Source organism: Ruegeria sp. BC6 (assembly GCF_056539185.1).
Genome location: NZ_JBQFUM010000003.1, coordinates 170,302 through 187,139 on the forward strand (window position 1 = coordinate 170,302; position 16,838 = coordinate 187,139).

General features: G+C 60.9%; 16 protein-coding genes. 7 read left to right on the forward strand and 9 right to left on the reverse strand.

Annotation, left to right across the window (positions count from 1 at the left end):
* Nucleotides 1–62 precede the first annotated feature (62 nt).
* Nucleotides 63–941 carry a DMT family transporter gene (locus ACR0MM_RS11405; protein WP_480696220.1) on the forward strand — a complete coding sequence of 293 codons (879 nt, stop codon included), beginning with the start codon at nt 63–65 and terminating at the stop codon, nt 939–941.
* A gap of 376 nt (nt 942–1,317) precedes the next feature.
* Here ACR0MM_RS11405 and ACR0MM_RS11410 read toward each other — a convergent pair whose 3' ends face one another.
* The 3 genes from ACR0MM_RS11410 to nth form a co-directional block, all read right to left on the reverse strand.
* The gene (locus tag ACR0MM_RS11410; RefSeq protein WP_480696222.1) at nt 1,318–1,674 is read right to left on the reverse strand and encodes a hypothetical protein; all 357 of its coding nucleotides are present in this window, start codon (nt 1,672–1,674) and stop codon (nt 1,318–1,320) included.
* 326 nt (nt 1,675–2,000) lie between these two features.
* Complete coding sequence (locus tag ACR0MM_RS11415) at nt 2,001–2,990, reverse strand: adenosine kinase (RefSeq protein ID WP_170341979.1); 990 nt, start codon at nt 2,988–2,990, stop codon at nt 2,001–2,003.
* Nucleotides 2,987–3,631 (reverse strand): endonuclease III, encoded by a 645-nt coding sequence (nth, locus tag ACR0MM_RS11420; protein ID WP_170360575.1) that lies wholly within the window; start codon nt 3,629–3,631, stop codon nt 2,987–2,989. The genes ACR0MM_RS11415 and nth overlap by 4 nt, the downstream gene beginning before the upstream one ends.
* Before the next feature lie 132 nt (nt 3,632–3,763).
* Here nth and ACR0MM_RS11425 point away from each other — a divergent pair, with 132 nt between their 5' ends.
* Nucleotides 3,764–4,615 carry a bifunctional helix-turn-helix domain-containing protein/methylated-DNA--[protein]-cysteine S-methyltransferase gene (locus ACR0MM_RS11425; protein WP_005980227.1) on the forward strand — a complete coding sequence of 284 codons (852 nt, stop codon included), beginning with the start codon at nt 3,764–3,766 and terminating at the stop codon, nt 4,613–4,615.
* A 176-nt stretch (nt 4,616–4,791) separates the two neighbouring features.
* Entirely contained in the window at nt 4,792–5,226 is a 435-nt protein-coding gene (locus ACR0MM_RS11430; protein ID WP_480696224.1) for a glyoxalase superfamily protein, read from the forward strand.
* 63 nt (nt 5,227–5,289) lie between these two features.
* Here the strand turns inward: ACR0MM_RS11430 and ACR0MM_RS11435 are convergent, their stop codons facing one another.
* Nucleotides 5,290–6,729: an aldehyde dehydrogenase family protein gene (locus ACR0MM_RS11435; RefSeq protein WP_480696226.1), complete on the reverse strand. Its 1,440-nt coding sequence runs from the start codon at nt 6,727–6,729 to the stop codon at nt 5,290–5,292.
* Between the two features lie 217 nt (nt 6,730–6,946).
* On the opposite strand from ACR0MM_RS11435, the gene ACR0MM_RS11440 reads away from it, so the two are divergent.
* A complete protein-coding gene (locus ACR0MM_RS11440) occupies nt 6,947–7,597 on the forward strand; it encodes a peroxiredoxin (RefSeq protein ID WP_093964131.1) in 651 nt (216 codons plus the stop codon).
* A gap of 53 nt (nt 7,598–7,650) precedes the next feature.
* Here ACR0MM_RS11440 and ACR0MM_RS11445 read toward each other — a convergent pair whose 3' ends face one another.
* Nucleotides 7,651–8,346, reverse strand: coding sequence for a type 1 glutamine amidotransferase domain-containing protein (locus ACR0MM_RS11445; RefSeq protein ID WP_480696228.1), 696 nt, complete (start codon nt 8,344–8,346; stop codon nt 7,651–7,653).
* A gap of 133 nt (nt 8,347–8,479) precedes the next feature.
* Here ACR0MM_RS11445 and ACR0MM_RS11450 point away from each other — a divergent pair, with 133 nt between their 5' ends.
* Nucleotides 8,480–9,367, forward strand: a complete 888-nt coding sequence (locus ACR0MM_RS11450; protein WP_480696230.1) for a LysR family transcriptional regulator — start codon at nt 8,480–8,482, stop codon at nt 9,365–9,367.
* Here the strand turns inward: ACR0MM_RS11450 and ACR0MM_RS11455 are convergent.
* Nucleotides 9,364–10,095: a glycosyltransferase family 25 protein gene (locus ACR0MM_RS11455; RefSeq protein ID WP_480696232.1), complete on the reverse strand. Its 732-nt coding sequence runs from the start codon at nt 10,093–10,095 to the stop codon at nt 9,364–9,366. The two genes, ACR0MM_RS11450 and ACR0MM_RS11455, sit on opposite strands and share 4 nt — an antisense overlap.
* Nucleotides 10,096–10,187: 92 nt before the next feature.
* Nucleotides 10,188–12,338 (reverse strand): polyribonucleotide nucleotidyltransferase, encoded by a 2,151-nt coding sequence (gene pnp, locus ACR0MM_RS11460; RefSeq protein ID WP_170341993.1) that lies wholly within the window; start codon nt 12,336–12,338, stop codon nt 10,188–10,190.
* A 610-nt stretch (nt 12,339–12,948) separates the two neighbouring features.
* Here pnp and ACR0MM_RS11465 point away from each other — a divergent pair.
* Nucleotides 12,949–14,550: a BCCT family transporter gene (locus tag ACR0MM_RS11465; RefSeq protein WP_170341096.1), complete on the forward strand. Its 1,602-nt coding sequence runs from the start codon at nt 12,949–12,951 to the stop codon at nt 14,548–14,550.
* Nucleotides 14,551–14,653: 103 nt separating this feature from the next.
* Here ACR0MM_RS11465 and ACR0MM_RS11470 read toward each other — a convergent pair whose 3' ends face one another.
* Nucleotides 14,654–14,977 (reverse strand): potassium channel family protein, encoded by a 324-nt coding sequence (locus ACR0MM_RS11470; RefSeq protein WP_480696234.1) that lies wholly within the window; start codon nt 14,975–14,977, stop codon nt 14,654–14,656.
* Nucleotides 14,978–15,094: 117 nt separating this feature from the next.
* Between ACR0MM_RS11470 and ACR0MM_RS11475 the strand changes: the two genes are divergently transcribed.
* The gene (locus ACR0MM_RS11475; protein WP_480696236.1) at nt 15,095–16,426 is read left to right on the forward strand and encodes a metal-dependent hydrolase family protein; all 1,332 of its coding nucleotides are present in this window, start codon (nt 15,095–15,097) and stop codon (nt 16,424–16,426) included.
* A 74-nt stretch (nt 16,427–16,500) separates the two neighbouring features.
* On the opposite strand, the gene rpsO is transcribed toward ACR0MM_RS11475, so the two are convergent.
* Nucleotides 16,501–16,770 carry a 30S ribosomal protein S15 gene (gene rpsO / locus ACR0MM_RS11480; protein WP_005980247.1) on the reverse strand — a complete coding sequence of 90 codons (270 nt, stop codon included), beginning with the start codon at nt 16,768–16,770 and terminating at the stop codon, nt 16,501–16,503.
* Nucleotides 16,771–16,838: the final 68 nt, after the last annotated feature.

Genomic DNA, 16,838 nt, shown 5'->3' on the forward strand with positions numbered 1-16,838 from the left:
ACAAAGGGCCCAGTCCATGGATCCCTGCTATGAAATTCGCGAACCTGTGCTAGGCCTTGTTCATGGCAAAGACCTCAACACAAACCGGACCGGCTATTCCCTATGCGCTTGCGGTTGCAGGCGTTCTTCTCGCGTCGATCTGCTTTGGGCTGGTGCCCTATTTCAGCAGAGGGCTAACGCAGCAGGGCGTCGCGCCCTTTGCCGTCGCGTTCTACCGCTACATCGTCGCAGCAATTCTGCTGCTGCCCGTTCTCCTCGTGCACCGAAAAGCTTGGCGCGAGATTTGTTGGGGCCTTTCGGCAGGAGCCGTGATGGGACTTGGGTGGATCGGATACGTAACGGCGTTGGAGGCCTTGCCCGCATCAACCGTGGGCGTGCTCTACATGACCTATCCGGTTGTTACATTGGTCATTGCCTGGGCGCTTTTTTCTGATGCACCCACGCGGCGCGCCTTGCTTGCTTCTGGCCTTATCGTTCTGGCGGCAATCACTGCTGGTTCGCCCGCATCCGTGTCCCCACAACACATACCTACTCTTTTAGTGGCACTGGCGGCCCCGTTCGGCTTTGGTTTCGGTATTTGTGTTTTGGTCCACAGGCTGTCCCGCATCGCGCCGCTTGCGCGTATCGCCTCGGTTTCCTTGGGATCGGTTCTTGGGCTCCTGCCGCTGATGCTGAGTGCCGATGTGCAACAGCTGCTCCCGGAGGGGCAATCCGACTGGATCTTGATCGTCGGGATCGGCCTAGTCACGGCGCTTGTGCCGCAGCTCATCTACACGATCTGCTCGCCGTTTATCGGCGCCTCCCAAACCGCGGTCGTTGGAAGCATAGAATTGCCCACGATGTTCGTGGTCGGATTTGTTGCTTTTGGCGAAGCAATCACGGCGCCCCAAGCCATAGCCTGCGCTTTGGTTCTTGGAGCGATCGCAATCACCCGAAGCTGAACGACACGCACCTTGACCACCGTGATCGCGAAAGAACCCAAAAGGTAGGTTTGACCTCAAACCAACCCTTCCTCCCGCAACAACTCCAGCGCGTTGGTATCCGGCCGCGACGATCAGACCGACATCGAAACGGCCGCAAGTTCAACCGCTGGACATGGTAGGACCCGGACCGCCTGTTCGCCGAGATCGTGCCCTTCAAACGCGAGTTCTACGAGAGGGTGATGGAGGCGTTCGGGGGTTGTCTTATCAGAAAACAACGAAACACCAGTGAATGAACACAATGAATCGTTATCAAGTAACCGCCGCCTAACGATAGGCACTGCCCGCAGACCAATGGGTGCATATTCCAAGGGGTATCCGGCAGATTGGGAGTTTTTCACCTATGGAGAGGAGGGAGGCCGACGATGAAAAACAATAAAATGATAACTCCTGGTAGCAACACTATTGCATTCCGAACGTAGGTAATATTCCTATCGTCTTCCTCAGTTCGTTTGACGCCATAGTGGTACCAGTCTGCCGCTGAAAAATATAGGTCAACGAGTGCTGCAAGTATCACAAGAACGCTGAGGTGGTCGTCCCAATCCCATATGCTGTCGGTTTCTCGAAATGCAAAAAGAATGATCGATGCAACTAATATCGTAAATGGCAGCAAAATACGAAAAAATCGGGCTATAGAATTGTTCCCAAAATTCTTGTACATCAGCGGTTCTTTCGGTTTTTTGTTGATTGTCATCTATTTTTTCATCTCGTGGTTTGGAATGGTTTTCACGTAAAGGGTGAGTTAGCCCAACAGCTTTGCACCCTCAAGGGGCGTTTTGATGGTGCGGCTCTTGCTTTGGGGGGTAATTGTGAGGTGCTCTTTGAGCGATTGCTCGGTCGCGGTTCGCTGCGCGTCGCGTCGCGTCGCTTTGGCAAGGCTTGGTTCTTCGAGCTTCTTGCCTTGCTCACTTTTCACGGCGCGGCTTCATTTTTCCCTGAACCCAAGCGCTGTCCTGGACTACGAACACACGAAAATCTTCGTCCCAACATCATTGCGACGCGGCAAATCGCTTGCGCGCGTCAAACCAACCCTTCGTCCCGCAGCAGTTCCAGCATGTTCGCCTCGGGGCGCGGGCCGATATGGCTGATCACTTCTCTGGCGCAGACGTTGCCGATGCGGGCGCAGGTCTCCATGTCGCGGCCCGTCGCCATGCCGAACAGGAATCCGGCGGCGAACTGGTCGCCCGCGCCGGTGGCGTCCACCGGCACCACCTTCTCGACCGGCACGTCGATGCGGATGCCGTCATGCAGAACCGTCACCCCGTCGCCCGAGCGGGTGCAGACCACCAGCGGGCAGATCGCAGCCGTGCGCCGCAGCGCCTCTTCCAAATCGTCGGTCTCGAACAGCGATTTGATCTCGGCCTCGTTGCCGATCACGAAATCCAGCTCGTGTTCGATCAGCAGCAGGAAATCGGTGCGATGACGCTCGACGCAGAACGGGTCGGAGATGGCGATGCCGGTCTTGCCGCCGCCGTTGCGACAGTCGCGCGCAGCCTCGAGGAAGGCGGTCTTGCCCTTCTCCTTGTCGAACAGATACCCCTCGAGGAACATGATCTGGCTGTTGCCCGCCACCTCGGCCGGCACGTCCGTCGAGGACAGTTCCGAGGAAATCCCCAGATAGGTGTTCATCGACCGTTCGCCATCGGGCGAGACGAAGATCATCGAGCGCGAGGTCGGCAGCTCGCCCCCCGGCACGGGCGGGTTCACGAAATCCACGCCGTCCTCGTTCATCGCATCGGCATAGAACCGGCCCAGCGCATCATCATGCACCCGCCCGATGAAGGCCGCGTCCAGACCCAGCGCTCCTGCGCCCGCGATGGTGTTGGCCACCGACCCGCCCGGCGTCTGCACCCGGTTTTCCATGGCCGCATACAGCACCTCGCCGCGTTCGCGTTCGATCAGCTGCATGATGCCCTTCTCGATTCCCATCATCTCGAGAAAGCTGTCGTCGGCCTGAGAGATGACGTCCACAACGGCGTTGCCGATGCCGGTCAGGTGATAGGTTTTCATAGGGTCTTGTCCTCGAATTGGCACAGGTCGCGGATCAGGCAGGTGCCGCATTGCGGCTTGCGCGCCTTGCAGTGGTACCGGCCGTGCAGGATCAGCCAGTGATGGGCGTGAAGCTGAAAGTCCACGGGAATATTGTCTTCGATGGCGCGTTCCACGGCATCCACATCCTTGCCGGGGCAGATACCCGTGCGGTTGCCGACGCGAAAGATATGGGTGTCCACCGCCTGCGCCGGGTATCGCCACCACATGTTCAGCACCACGTTCGCGGTCTTGCGCCCGACGCCCGGCAGCGACTGCAGTGCGGCGCGCGAGTTGGGCACCTCGCCGCCGTAGTCCTCGACCAGGATGCGCGACATCTTGATGACGTTCTTGGCCTTCTGGCGGAACAGGCCGATGGTCTTGATGTGCTCGATCAACCCCTCTTCGCCGAGGTCGAGCATCTTCTGCGGCGTGTCCGCGATCTTGAACAGCGCGCGGGTGGCCTTGTTGACGCCCGCATCGGTCGCCTGCGCCGACAGCGCCACGGCGACGACAAGCGTGTACACGTTCACGTGCTCAAGCTCGCCCTTGGGTTCGGGGTCGGCCTGCTGGAACCGGGTAAAGATCTCGCGGATCGTGTGATAATCAAGCTGCTTTGCCATCCGGGCCTTAATGCCGCCCGCGGTGCCGGGTGACAAGCCCAAAGCCCGCTGCACCGCCAATGCGCAAGTTTCGGGTCGCACGGTCGGGCCCGGCGCGGCTAGGATGGGACAAGCCACAGCAAGGTGAATGCCATGAACGTCCAGACATCCGAATCCGGGTACCACTACAACGTGATGCGGCGCGCGATCGATCTGATCGACCAGGGCGGTGAGTCGCTGTCGCTGGAAGAACTGGCCCGCCAGATGGACATGAGCCCCGCCCATTTCCAGCGCCTGTTCTCGCGCTGGACGGGCGTGTCGCCGAAACGCTACCAGCAATATTTGACGCTCGGCCATGCCAAGGCGCTGCTGCGCGAGCGGTTCACCACGCTGGAGACCGCGCACAGCGTCGGTCTGTCCGGCAGCGGCCGCCTGCACGACCTGTTCCTGAAATGGGAGGCGATGAGCCCCGGCGAATATGCCCGCAAGGGGGCCGGGCTGACCATCTATTGGGGCTGGTTCGAAAGCCCCTTTGGCCCGGCGCTGGTAATGGGCACGGCCAAGGGCATCTGCGGCATGGCCTTTGCCGCGGAGACCGGCGAAGAGGCCGCGATGCAGGACATGCTGTCGCGCTGGCCCCTGGCTGACTATGTCGAGGATCCGATGCGCCTGCGCCCGTGGGTCCTGTCGGCCTTTGGCGCGGCCAGCGACCGGCTTGAGCCTACGCCGTTGTACCTGATCGGCTCACCCTTGCAGATCAAGGTGTGGGAGGCGCTGATGCAGATCCCCTCGGGCCAGGTGACGACCTATTCCCAGATCGCGCAGGCCGTGGGCACGCCGCAGGCGGTGCGGGCGGTGGGTACGGCGGTGGGCCGCAACCCGGTCAGCTGGCTGATCCCCTGCCACCGCGCGCTGCGCAAATCGGGGGGTCTGGGCGGCTATCACTGGGGGTTGCCCGTCAAACGCGCCATGCTGGCCTATGAGGCGGCGCAGGCCGATGCCTGATTGACTAAGGCCCGCGCGCCTGCCACAAGGCGCGCAGGTTCGGGTATCCTGCCGCTCGCGGCCCTTTGGCTTTGGTGAAACCCGGTTCAAACCACATCTGTTGCCCTTTCCCGGCGCGCGGATGGCAAGGCGAGCCCCGTCCAATACTCGCGCCCGTTTTGGAAACGAGGCAAGACATGACACAGACCCGAAACATCGCCCCCGTGGGCGAGCTGAAAGTGCAGGCCAAACGCCTGCGCGAGAAACTGCGTGGCGCCGGCGTGGCCCTCAGCCATGCGCAATCGCTTGAGATGATCGCCCATCAGCACGGCGCGCGCGACTGGAACACGTTGCACGCAATGGCCGGAAACCGGCTGCACCTGAAGGTCGGAGACCGCGTGCGGGGGACCTATCTGGGCCAGCCCTTCACCGGGGAAATCCGCGGCCTGACGATGCTGGGCGACGGCGCGCAGCGGCGGATCACGCTGCAGTTCGACACCCCGGTCGACGTGGTGACCTTTGACAGCTTCTCGGCCTTCCGCCAGCGCGTCAGCGGTCAGATCAGCTGGGACGGTCGGTCAGCCCGCCATACGTCGAACGGTGAGCCGCAGCTGGTGGTGCGCCCGGCCTGACGCAAACGGGGCAAGGCACCGGTCCGCTCCTTGCCCCGCATTTTGTGCGGTCCCGTGCGGGGGTTATTCCGGGGTCCAGCCGCTGATGGCTTTGGTCTCCAAGAAGTCCTCCAGACCCCAGACACCGCCTTCGCGCCCGTTGCCGGACTGTTTCATGCCGCCAAAGGGCGACCCGGCGGCGCGCGACTGGCCGTTCATCTCGACCATGCCCGAGCGCAGCTTGCGCGCAATGCGGTTGGCGCGGGCGCCGTCCTGCGTCTGGACATAGTTGGTCAGGCCATAGGGCGTGTCATTGGCGATCTCGATGGCCTCTTCCTCGGTATCGAAGGGGATCATCGTCAGGACCGGGCCAAAGATTTCCTCGCGCGCGATGGTCATCTGGTTGTTGGCGTCGGCAAACACGGTGGGGCGCACGAAATAGCCTTTGTTGAACCCTTCGGGGCGACCGGGACCGCCGGCGACCAGGCGCGCACCCTCGTCGATGCCTTTCTGGATCAGGGCCTGGATCTTGGTCCATTGCAGCTCGTTGACGACGGGGCCGATATGGCGGCCTTCCTGCATCGCCGGCCCCACGGTGACCTTGCCCGCCACCTCGGCCGCGGTTTCTACCGCCTGGTCATAGATCGGGCGCTGCACCAGCATCCGGCTGGGCGCGTTGCAACTCTGGCCGGTGTTGTTCATCATGTGCAGCACGCCGCGCTTGACCGCCTTGTCATCGGCATCGGCAAAGATCACGTTGGCGCCTTTGCCGCCCAGTTCCAGATGCACCTTCTTCAACGTATCGGCGGCGTTTTTGGAAATCGCGGTGCCCGCGCGGGTCGAGCCGGTGAAGCTGACCATATCGACGTCCGGATGCCCCGACAGTTGCGAGCCCACGCCCACGCCGTCGCCGTTCACCAGGTTGAAGACACCCGGCGGGAAGCCCGCCTCGTGCATCATCTCGGCAAAGATCATCGCGTTCAGCGGGCTTTGCTCGGACGGTTTCAGAACCATGGTGCAGCCCGCGATGGCCGCCGCGCCTACCTTGAGAGTGATCTGGTTCATCGGCCAGTTCCACGGGGTGATCAGAGCGGCGACGCCGACCGCCTCGTAGATGATCCGATCATTGGGGGCGTGGTTGCCCAGGGGGCGCTCGAACTGGAAATTCTTGGCTGCTCGAATGAAATTCTTCAGGTGCCATATCCCGGCGCCCACCTGCTGGGTGCGCGACATGTCGATCGGCGCGCCCATCTCCGTCGACATCGCCTGTGCCAGATCCTCGGCGCGGGTGGGGTAGATCTCGATCAGCTTTTCTACCAGAGCGATGCGCTCTTCGACCGGGGTGGCCATCCAGCCCGGCAGCGCCGCCTTGGCCGCCACCACGGCCGCGTCGGTATCGGCCTGACCGCCCAGCGAGATCACCGTGCAGGGCTCCTCGGTCGAGGGGTCGATCACATGGAAATCACTGGCTTGGCTGGGGGCGACCCACTGGCCGTTGATGTAAAAGTCGCGTTTCTCGATCATGGCGTGTCCTCTTGATCCGCATTCATTCGACCGCGCGGTCGGTTTTCTCGGGCACTCTGTCACTGCGGCCCCCGTGGGGCAAGGCAATTCTGGAAATTTGATCAAATTATTGATCGCACGTTTTTTGCCGCTGTGCCACATCAATGGTTTAACCTGAGGGCAAAGTGATTAGGTTTGCACCAACCGACTCGGGTTTTCACAGGAAAGGAGATGCATCATGGGTTTGCGCATCAACGATACCGTCCCCAATTTCACAGCTGAAACGGACCAGGGCACCATCCAGTTCCACGACTGGATCGGCGACAGCTGGGCGATCCTGTTCTCGCACCCCAAGGATTTCACTCCGGTCTGCACCACCGAGTTCTCGGCCGTGGCGCAGTTGAACGACGAATGGGCCAAGCGCAACACCAAGGTGATCGGTGTTTCGGTCGATGGGGTCGAGGACCATAAGAAGTGGAAGAAAGACATCGAGGCCTATGGCAAGGCCAACCCCGGCTTTCCGATCATCGCCGATGACGGACTGGCAGTGTCCAAGGCCTTCGACATGCTGCCCGCCGAGGCATATCTGCCCGACGGCCGAACCCCGGCGGACAGCGCCACGGTGCGCTCGGTCTTCATCATCGGGCCGGACAAGCAACTGAAACTGTCGATGACCTATCCGATGACCGTGGGCCGGAATTTCGCCGAGATTCTGCGCGCGCTGGACGGCCTGCAGATGAGCGCCAAGGGCGTGGCCACTCCGGCCAACTGGGTGCCGGGCGAAGACGTGATCATCCCGCCGTCGGTTTCGAATGACGAAGCCAAGGAGAAGTTCGGCGAGTTCGAGACGATCTTCCCCTATCTGCGCAAGACCAAGGCGCCGAGCTGACATAAAAAGGGGTGGGGCACATCATGTCCCGCCCCGTACCGCATTGAACGTCCTCAGGCCTCAAGCGCCTCAAGCACTTTCCTTGCAACCGCAGCGGACGACGCCGGGTTCTGCCCGGTAATCAGTTTGCCGTCCTGCACGGCGTGAGGTTGGAACGGGTCCACCTTGCTGAACTGCGCACCCCGGTCCTTCATCGTATCCTCGACCAGCAAGGGCACGATTTCGGTCAGGCCGACGGCGTCTTCTTCTTCATTCGTGAAGCCGGTGACGGTACGACCCTTGACCAGCGGCGACCCGTCCGCGGCCTTGGTGTGCGCCAGAACGATCGGGGCGTGACACACGGCGCTGACCGGTTTCCCCGCTGACCAGAACGTCTCGATCAGATCAATCGATTTCTCATCCGACACAAGGTCCCACAGCGGCCCGTGCCCACCGGGATAAAAGATCGCGTCATAGTCCTGGGCGTTCACCTCGGACAGTTTGACCGTGTTGGCCAACGCCGCCGTCGCTTCGGGGTCGGCCTCGAACCGGCGGGTGTCGTCGGTCTGGCTGTCGGGTGCGCTGCTTTTGGGGTCCAGCGGCGGCTGGCCACCTTTGGGCGAGGCCAGCGTCAATTCGGCCCCGGCATCCTTGAACACATAATACGGAGCAGCCAGCTCCTCGAGCCAGAACCCGGTCTTTTCTCCGGTGTCGCCCAGCTGGTCATGCGATGTCAGGACGACCAGAATTTTCTTTGCAGTCGAAGCCATGTGTTTTCTCCTCGTTCGGCCGGTTCACCCGGCCCGTGTCTTGTGTGATCGGGATATATGTCTGTTGCCGCTTGTTGATTAGTGTCGGATTTGGCAAAGCATTATTGCTGACATGTAATAATGAGGCTGCGAGATGGCGCTGTGGGACGGGCTGGAAGAATTCCTAATGGTGGTCGAGACGGGAGGCTTCACTGCTGCGGCCCGGCGGCTTGGGGTTTCGGCCAGTCATGTCTCGCGTCAGGTCGCCCGGCTTGAGGACCGTCTGGGCGTCAAGCTTTTGGCGCGTTCGACCCGCGTGGTGCGCATGACCGATGCCGGGCGCGACTATCACGCGCGGGTGGCCGGGCTTGTGGCGGGTCTGGAAGAGGCGAACCAGTCGGCGGCAGGGGATCGGGCCCAGATCGCGGGGCGCATTCGCGTGTCGGCCGCCGGGCCATTTGCAGAACAGTTCGTGGCACCGGCATTGGCGCGGTTCGCAAGCCTGCACCCAAAGCTCTCGGTCACCATCGACTTCAATTCGCGCCTCCTGAACCTGACCGAGGAAGGCTTCGACTTTGCAATCCGCTATGGCACGCTGACCGAAAGCGGGCTGATCGCGCGACGTCTGGCAACCCGACGAATGGTCTGCGTGGCCGCGCGCGGCTATCTCAACCGGCACGAAAGGCCGACCCATCCGGCCGACCTGCGGCATCATCAGTGCCTGATCACCAACAATGACCGGTGGGTATTCCGCGACCCCGGCTCGGGCGACCCGATCGAGGTTCGGGTGCATGGCCGGTGGCAGGCCAACAATCCGCACGCCATTCTTTCAGCCGCGCGGCAAGGTCTGGGGGTCATGTACGCGCCCGAGATTTTTCTGGGCGCGAAACGCCACCCTGAGCTGGAGCCGATTTTGCAGGGGTTCGAAGACCCAAGCCGCGCGAGTTGGATCGTCTATCCTGAACGTCGTCATCTGCCGCTGCGGGTGCGCCGGGCGATGGATTTCCTGGTCGAGGAACTGGGCGATGCGGTGCCCGACTAGTCGGGGCGCTGCGGATGCAGGTGCAGTTGCGCGCGATAGGCGGCGCGCTTGAACTCGCGGGTCAGCTTATCGGTCAACGGCGGTTTCGTCTGGATCGTCGAGCCACCGATTTCACTTGCCACTTCCTGGTTGCCGCTGCCCTGCAGCGCGTGGACGCGCTGGCCCGTGATCCAGTGCATCTGTAGGAACGTGTCCACCGGGCGGTCAATGTGGTCGGTGGCCGCCAGCAGACGTTCCGCCGCTTTTCGGCCCACCACCTGGCAGACGCATTGCAGCCCGATGACCTTGGGCAGGATCAGACGAAGGCCGTCATGCTCAGCGAGGGTCTGGGCTGCGGTTTCGCGCTGCTTGACCGGGATGCGGATAAAATGGTCAGGGGTCGCGATCGGGCGTAGCAGATCCAGCGCCGCCGACATCCGGTCAGGATCGACGCGCAGATCATCTTCGGCCGTGATGGCCAGGTCGATCCCCTCGTCGACCATCTTGCGCCAGATCCGGCGGTGGCTTTCGAAGACGCCGATCTCGGCCGGGCGCAGGGTGAACGGGTAGCGTGGGCGATGCAGGTTGCCCGGGTGCGGCGTGACCCCAGCAATCTGCGCCGGATCGCGCCCGTTGACCGCTTCGATCAGTTCGGCATTGGGCAGGTCGGCGCAGAGCTGCTCGGCATTGGGTCGGCGCGCGGTGCTGGAGGACATATGGATGACGAAGGATCGCATGGTGTCGTGCATAGAACAGGGGCGCCGCCCGGGAAAGGCCCCGATAAAACAAAAAAGACCCCGGCCGGAACCGGGGTCTTGGACTGCGCAAAGGGTAGGGCGGGTTATTCCGCGCCTTCCTCTTTCTTTTCTTTCTTCTCGGGCACGATCTCTTCGCCGGTTTCCTGATCGACGCATTTCATCGACAGGCGGACCTTGCCGCGATCGTCGAAGCCCAGAAGTTTGACCTTCACTTCCTGGCCTTCCTTCAGAACGTCCGAAGGGTGGTTCAGGCGGCGGTTTTCGATCTGAGACACGTGGACCAGACCGTCACGCTTGCCGAAGAAGTTCACGAAGGCGCCGAAATCGACGATTTTCACGACCTTGCCGGTATAGATCTGACCTTCTTCCGGCTCAGCCACGATCGAGTGGATCATCTCGTAGGCTTTCTTGATCGACTCACCATCGGGCGATGCGATCTTGATGATGCCGTCATCGTTGATGTCGACCTTGGCGCCGCTGGTTTCCACGATCTCGCGGATCACCTTGCCGCCCGAGCCGATCACTTCGCGGATCTTGTCGGTCGGAATCTGCATGGTCTCGATGCGCGGTGCGTGGATCGAGAACTCGGCAGTCTCGCTCAGCGCCTTGCTCATCTCGTTCAGGATGTGCAGACGGCCGTCCTTGGCCTGAGCCAGGGCTTTTTCCATGATCTCGGGCGTGATGCCCGCGACCTTGATGTCCATCTGCAGCGAGGTGATGCCGTTTTCGGTACCCGCAACCTTGAAGTCCATGTCGCCCAGGTGGTCTTCGTCACCCAGGATGTCGGTCAGAACGGCATAGTCGCCGTCGTCTTCCAGGATCAGACCCATGGCCACACCGGCCACCGGAGCCTTGAGCGGAACGCCCGCATCCATCATCGACAGCGAACCGCCGCAGACCGATGCCATCGAGGACGACCCGTTCGACTCGGTGATCTCGGACACCACGCGGATGGTGTAGGGGAAATCGGTCGGAGCCGGCAGAACCGCCTGCAGGGCGCGCCATGCCAGTTTGCCGTGGCCGATTTCGCGGCGACCGGGCGAACCGACGCGGCCCACTTCACCGACCGAGTAGGGCGGGAAGTTGTAGTGCAGCAGGAAGTTCGATTTGAAGTTGCCGTGCAGCGCGTCGATGAATTGCTCGTCGTCACCAGTGCCCAGCGTGGTCACGGCCAGCGCCTGGGTTTCACCTCGGGTGAACAGGGCCGAACCATGGGTCCGCGGCAGCAGGCCGGTTTCGGCCACGATCGGGCGCACGTCGGTGGTCGAACGACCGTCAATCCGCTTGCCGCCCTTCACCACGTCGCCGCGCAGGATGCTGGCTTCGAGCTTTTTCATCGCCGAACCCAGGTTCGAGTCCTCAAGCTGCTCTTCGGTCAGAGCGGCCTTGATGGCCTCGCGCGCGGCAGCGACGGCTGCGGTGCGCTCTTGCTTGTCGGTGATTGCGAATGCGGCACGCATCTGCTCTTCACCGGCAGCTTTCACGGCAGCGTACAGCTCCGAGTAGTCGGGGGCTTCGAACGCAAAGGGCTCTTTCGCGGCGTCTTCGGCCAGCGAGATGATCAGGTCGATCACCGGCTGGATCTGTTCGTGCGCGAAGGTCACGGCGCCCAGCATCTCGGCTTCAGTCAGCTCGTAGGCTTCCGACTCCACCATCATCACGGCGTCTTTGGTGCCGGCAACAACCAGATCCAGACGCTGTTCAGGATTCAGGCGCAGGTCCTGCATGTCGTCAACGGTCGGGTTCAGGACGTACTCGCCATCCACGAAACCGACGCGGGCACCGGCGATCGGGCCGCGGAAGGGCGCGCCCGAGATGGTCAGGGCCGCCGATGCGGCGATCATCGCCACGATGTCGGGGTCGTTGACCAGGTCATGGCTCAGCACGGTGCACATCACCAGAACTTCGTTCTTGAACCCGTCAACGAACAGCGGACGGATCGGACGGTCGATCAGGCGCGCGGTCAGCGTCTCTTTCTCGGTCGGACGGGCCTCGCGCTTGAAGAAGCCACCCGGCACCTTGCCGGCGGCATAGTATTTTTCCTGATAGTGCACGGTCAGCGGGAAAAAGTCCTGACCGGGCTTCTGTTCCCGGGCAAAGGTCACGTTGGCCATGACGCTGGTTTCGCCCAGCGTGGCAATCACGCTGCCGTCAGCCTGACGGGCAACCTTGCCGGTTTCCAGTGTGAGCGTTTCCTCGCCCCACTGCATCGATTTCTTCGTTACATCAAACATATGCGTATCCTAGATGGGAGCACTCCCGCCCCTGCGGGTCTCCCGTTTTGCGTGGCGGCCCCATTGCCGCCGACCCCAATTTATCTTCCATTCGAGTGCCGGGGTCAGGGCACAACGTCTCAGATACCGCGCGCATACATGAGATTGCGTCGGATTGAAAGGGATAAGGCCGCAGAAGGCACACGGTCCTGCATCTGTCGTGGTTCGCCGTTCCGTCAGCCGACACCGCGAACGTTCCGATGCGTAAGCCCGCATAGCATCTGGCGTGCACCCGCTCGCAAACAGGACCATCGCTCGTCATCGAGGATATGCAGATCGGAAATCGGCGCGGCCGAGGCTGGTGAGAGATTTTGGGCCGCAGCGGCGGTGTAAGGCCGCGGAACATATGCGACCCCGTCCGCTCGACCTCGGTGAGGCTATCGCTGGCCACGCGCAGACATATTCTCGTAGGCGAATGCATTTTGTGAAAAAGTGATTGCAGTGTAGCCTCTTACCACGGAACCCGCGGTCCAGACGACGAAAAGGCGCCAAGGGGGTAAGACTACTCACTGTCGTCCGAAGGCCGAATACCTTGGCGTTTGCATTTCGCGCGAACGAAAGGGACGGCCACATGTCTCAGACCAAGAAAATGCTGGATCCGGATCCGCGGATCTATGATTTCGAAACGGAATACGAGCTGGGGCAGGACAATGTTCGCCCATTCGGGCTGGATATTCACAACCCGGTTTTTCTTATCTCAAGCATCCTGATCTTTGCCTTCGTGCTGATCGCTCTGGCCAATCAAGAGGCCGCAGCAACGTTCTTCGGTTGGCTGCGGCCGTGGCTGACCAGCACCTTCGACTGGTTCCTCGTCCTGTCCGTGGATGCAATCACGCTGTTCTGCCTGGCCCTGATCGTTCTGCCGGTGGGCAAGGTGCGCATCGGCGGCAAAGACGCCAAGCCCGATTACTCCTACGCCGGCTGGATTGCGATGATGTTCGCGGCCGGGATCGGCATCGGATTGCTGTTTTTCGGCGTGTTAGAGCCTGTCTACTACAATTTCGCCGAGGATGGCGGCGCCCGTCCTTTGGGCATCGACATCGCGGTGCCGGGCAATGAATACATTGGTGTTGTCGGTACCATCCACCACTGGGGGCTGGAGGGCTGGGCGGTCTACGCCGCCGTGGGCCTGAGCCTTGCGATCTTCAGCTACAATCTCGGTCTGCCGCTGACCCTGCGCTCGGCCTTCTACCCGTTGCTGGGCGAGCGTGTCTGGGGCTGGTGGGGCCATGCGATCGACACGCTGGCGGTGTTTGCCACCCTGTTCGGCCTGACCACATCGCTGGGGCTGGGCGCGCAACAGGTTGCCGCCGGTCTCTACGAGGTGTTCGGCATCGAACCCAGCCCAACCGTCGTCGTCCTGCTGATCATCGGCATCACGATGATCGCGCTGGGCTCGGTGCTGATGGGCATGGATGCGGGTGTGAAGCGGCTCAGCGAGATCAACATGATCATGGCCGTGGGCCTGTTCCTGTTCGTGATCGCAGTGACCGGGATCGGCACGGCGATCTCGCGCTATTTCAGCGTGATGACCGATTACGTCAGGCTGCTGCCGGCTTTGTCGAACCCGTTCGGTCGCGAAGACACCAGCTTCTTCCACGGTTGGACAACCTTCTACTGGGCCTGGTGGATCGCATGGTCGCCTTTCGTGGGCATGTTCATCGCCCGCATCTCCAAGGGGCGCACGGTGCGTGAATTCGTGATCTGTGCGCTGCTGGCGCCGACGGCGGTCTGTGCGCTGTGGATGTCCACCTTTGGTGGCGCGGCCATCGATATGCTGAACGTCGGCGGCGCCGAGGGCGTCAAGGCCACGGTGATCGACAGCTATGCCCCCGAAGGCGCGCTGTTCGGCTTCCTGAAAGAGCTTCCGCTCTACGGCATCGTGGCTCCGATCGCGCTGATTCTGATCGTGGTCTTCTTTGTCACCTCGTCCGACTCGGGGTCTCTGGTGATCGATACGATCACCGCCGGCGGCAAGATGGACGCCCCGGTGGTGCAGCGTGTGTTCTGGTGCACGCTGGAAGGTCTGGTCGCGATCGCGCTGCTGCTGGGTGGCGGGCTTGCCGCGCTGCAAGGGGCGGCGGTGTCAACCGGCATCCCGTTCACGCTTGTGGTGCTGATCATGTGCTACTGTCTGTGGCTGGCGCTGAAGTCTGAGCGCGCCAAGATCTGAGCCGCCCTCGACGGCCTATGAACGCCCGCCAATTGGCGGGTGTTTTTTCGCTTTAACCGGACCCAGCTGTAAGTTCCGAAGGTTTGACCCGGGTCGGAAGTCTCTATTCAGGATCTCGCAACAAAGCCTTCGCAAATTGAATGAACATTGCGATGAACACGCCGACCCCGACGAAAATGTAGATCACGGTGAAGACCTTGCCGATCTTGGTCGCCGGGGACAGATCGCCGAACCCGACCGTCGATAGTGTGGTTGCGCTGAAATACAGCGCGTCCACCCAATGCCAGCCCTCGACGCTGCTGTAGAACAACGTGCCGGACAGCAGAATAAGAATACATAGCAGCAAACCACCCCGAAAATTCGGATCATCCCACGATCGGACGATCGCCTTCAGCAGACGGTAGGCATTGAGAAACAGAGATATCATCGCACTTCCTTTCAGCGAACCCTTGGCGCAACCAGAGAAGCGCGCTCTAAGCCCAAAAATCTCTTTGAGCGATTTGGTGGCCTGAGTATCCTCTCAGAAAATTCTTGGGAGGATACTATGCGTTATTTGACTTTGATATTGGGATTTCTCGCAATGGGCGCCACGTCTGTGGCTGCGCAGAACGATGTTGCCCGAACCCTGATTGCCAACGTGCATGTATTTGATGGGGTGAACGAAGCCCGCATAGAAAACGCAAGTGTGCTGATCGAGGGCAACCTGATTACCCGCGTTTCCACCGAACCGATTTCGGCTGAAGACGCTACAGTGATCGATGGCGCCGGTCGCACCCTGATCCCCGGCCTGATCGATGTACACTGGCACACGACATATGCGTATACCCCGGCAACCGTCTTGATCTTCAATCAAGGCGATATGTCGGAAGTGGCCATTCGTTCGATGACAGGGGCAAAGGAAACCCTGATGCGCGGCTTCACAACAGTGCGCGATCCCGGCGGCAATCCATTTGCAATCAAGAGACTGATCGATTCCGGCGAATACCCCGGGCACCGCATTCTGCCTTCGGGGCCGTTCATGAGCCAAACATCGGGTCATGCCGATTTCCACAGTTTGTTGGAGAACCCAAGAAACTCGACTTCCGAGTTGAGTTATTGGGAAAAGAACATGATGGCGATGGTGGCCGATGGGGTCCCCGAGGTTCGCAAAAGGACCCGCGAGATTCTCAAGTACGGTGCCTCCCAAGTCAAAATAACCACAGGCGGTGGCGTATCCTCACAGTATGATCCGCTGGATGTGAGCGAATACTCTGTTGATGAGATCGAAGCGGTCGTCGAAGAAGCTGCGAACTTCAATACTTACGTACTGGCCCATGTAATGACGGACCGCGGGATTCGCACCTCAGTCGAAGCCGGCGTCATGAGCATCGAGCATGGTTTCTTCGCGTCTCGTGAAACGCTTGAGCTCATGAAAGAAAAAGGGGCATGGCTAAGCCCCCAGACCATGAAAGAAGAGGACATGGTCTGGGACAGCCCGATCAGCGCGGCAAAATACAAGCAGGTCACAGATGCCGTTGCGAACCTGTACCCGATGGCCAAAGAGGTGGGGGTGAACCTGGCCTTTGGGACCGACCAGCTTCTGGACGCCTCCAAGGCGTATCAACAAAGCCTTTATCTGGTGCGATTGGGCGAATGGTTCACCCCCTATGAAGTGTTGAAAATCGCCACTTCTGAAAACGCCCGGTTGCTGGAACTGAGCGGCCCCCGGCACCCGTATCAAGACGGCCCGCTGGGGGTCATCAAAGAGGGTGCCTATGCCGACCTGATCCTCGTCGACGGTAATCCGCTTGAAAACCTTGAGTTGGTTGGGAATCCGGGCGAGTACTTCGACCTGATCATGAAAGACGGTGTGGTCTACAAGAACACGCTGGACTGAACATCACGCTCCTCTGACAAAAAACGCCCGCCAAATGGCGGGCGTCTCGAACTTGAAAGCGGTGTAGTCCGCGCTTAGCGGCGGATGCCCAGCTTTTTGATCAGGTCCTGATAGCGCGCTTCTTCCTTGCCCTTCAGGTAATCCAGCAGCTTGCGGCGCTGGGCGACCATCTTCAGCAGACCACGGCGGCCGTGGTTGTCTTTCTTGTGGGTCTTGAAGTGCTCGGTCAGGGTGTTGATGCGCGAGGTCAGGATGGCAACCTGGACTTCCGGCGAACCGGTGTCGCCGTCCTTGGTTGCGAATTCTTTCATGACGCGTGCTTTTTCTTCAGCAGTGATCGACATCGGGGTCTCCTTCGAAGGTTAGAGTTGATGGCGCAGGCCGGGATGTCGTCCAGCACAGGCCCATGGAG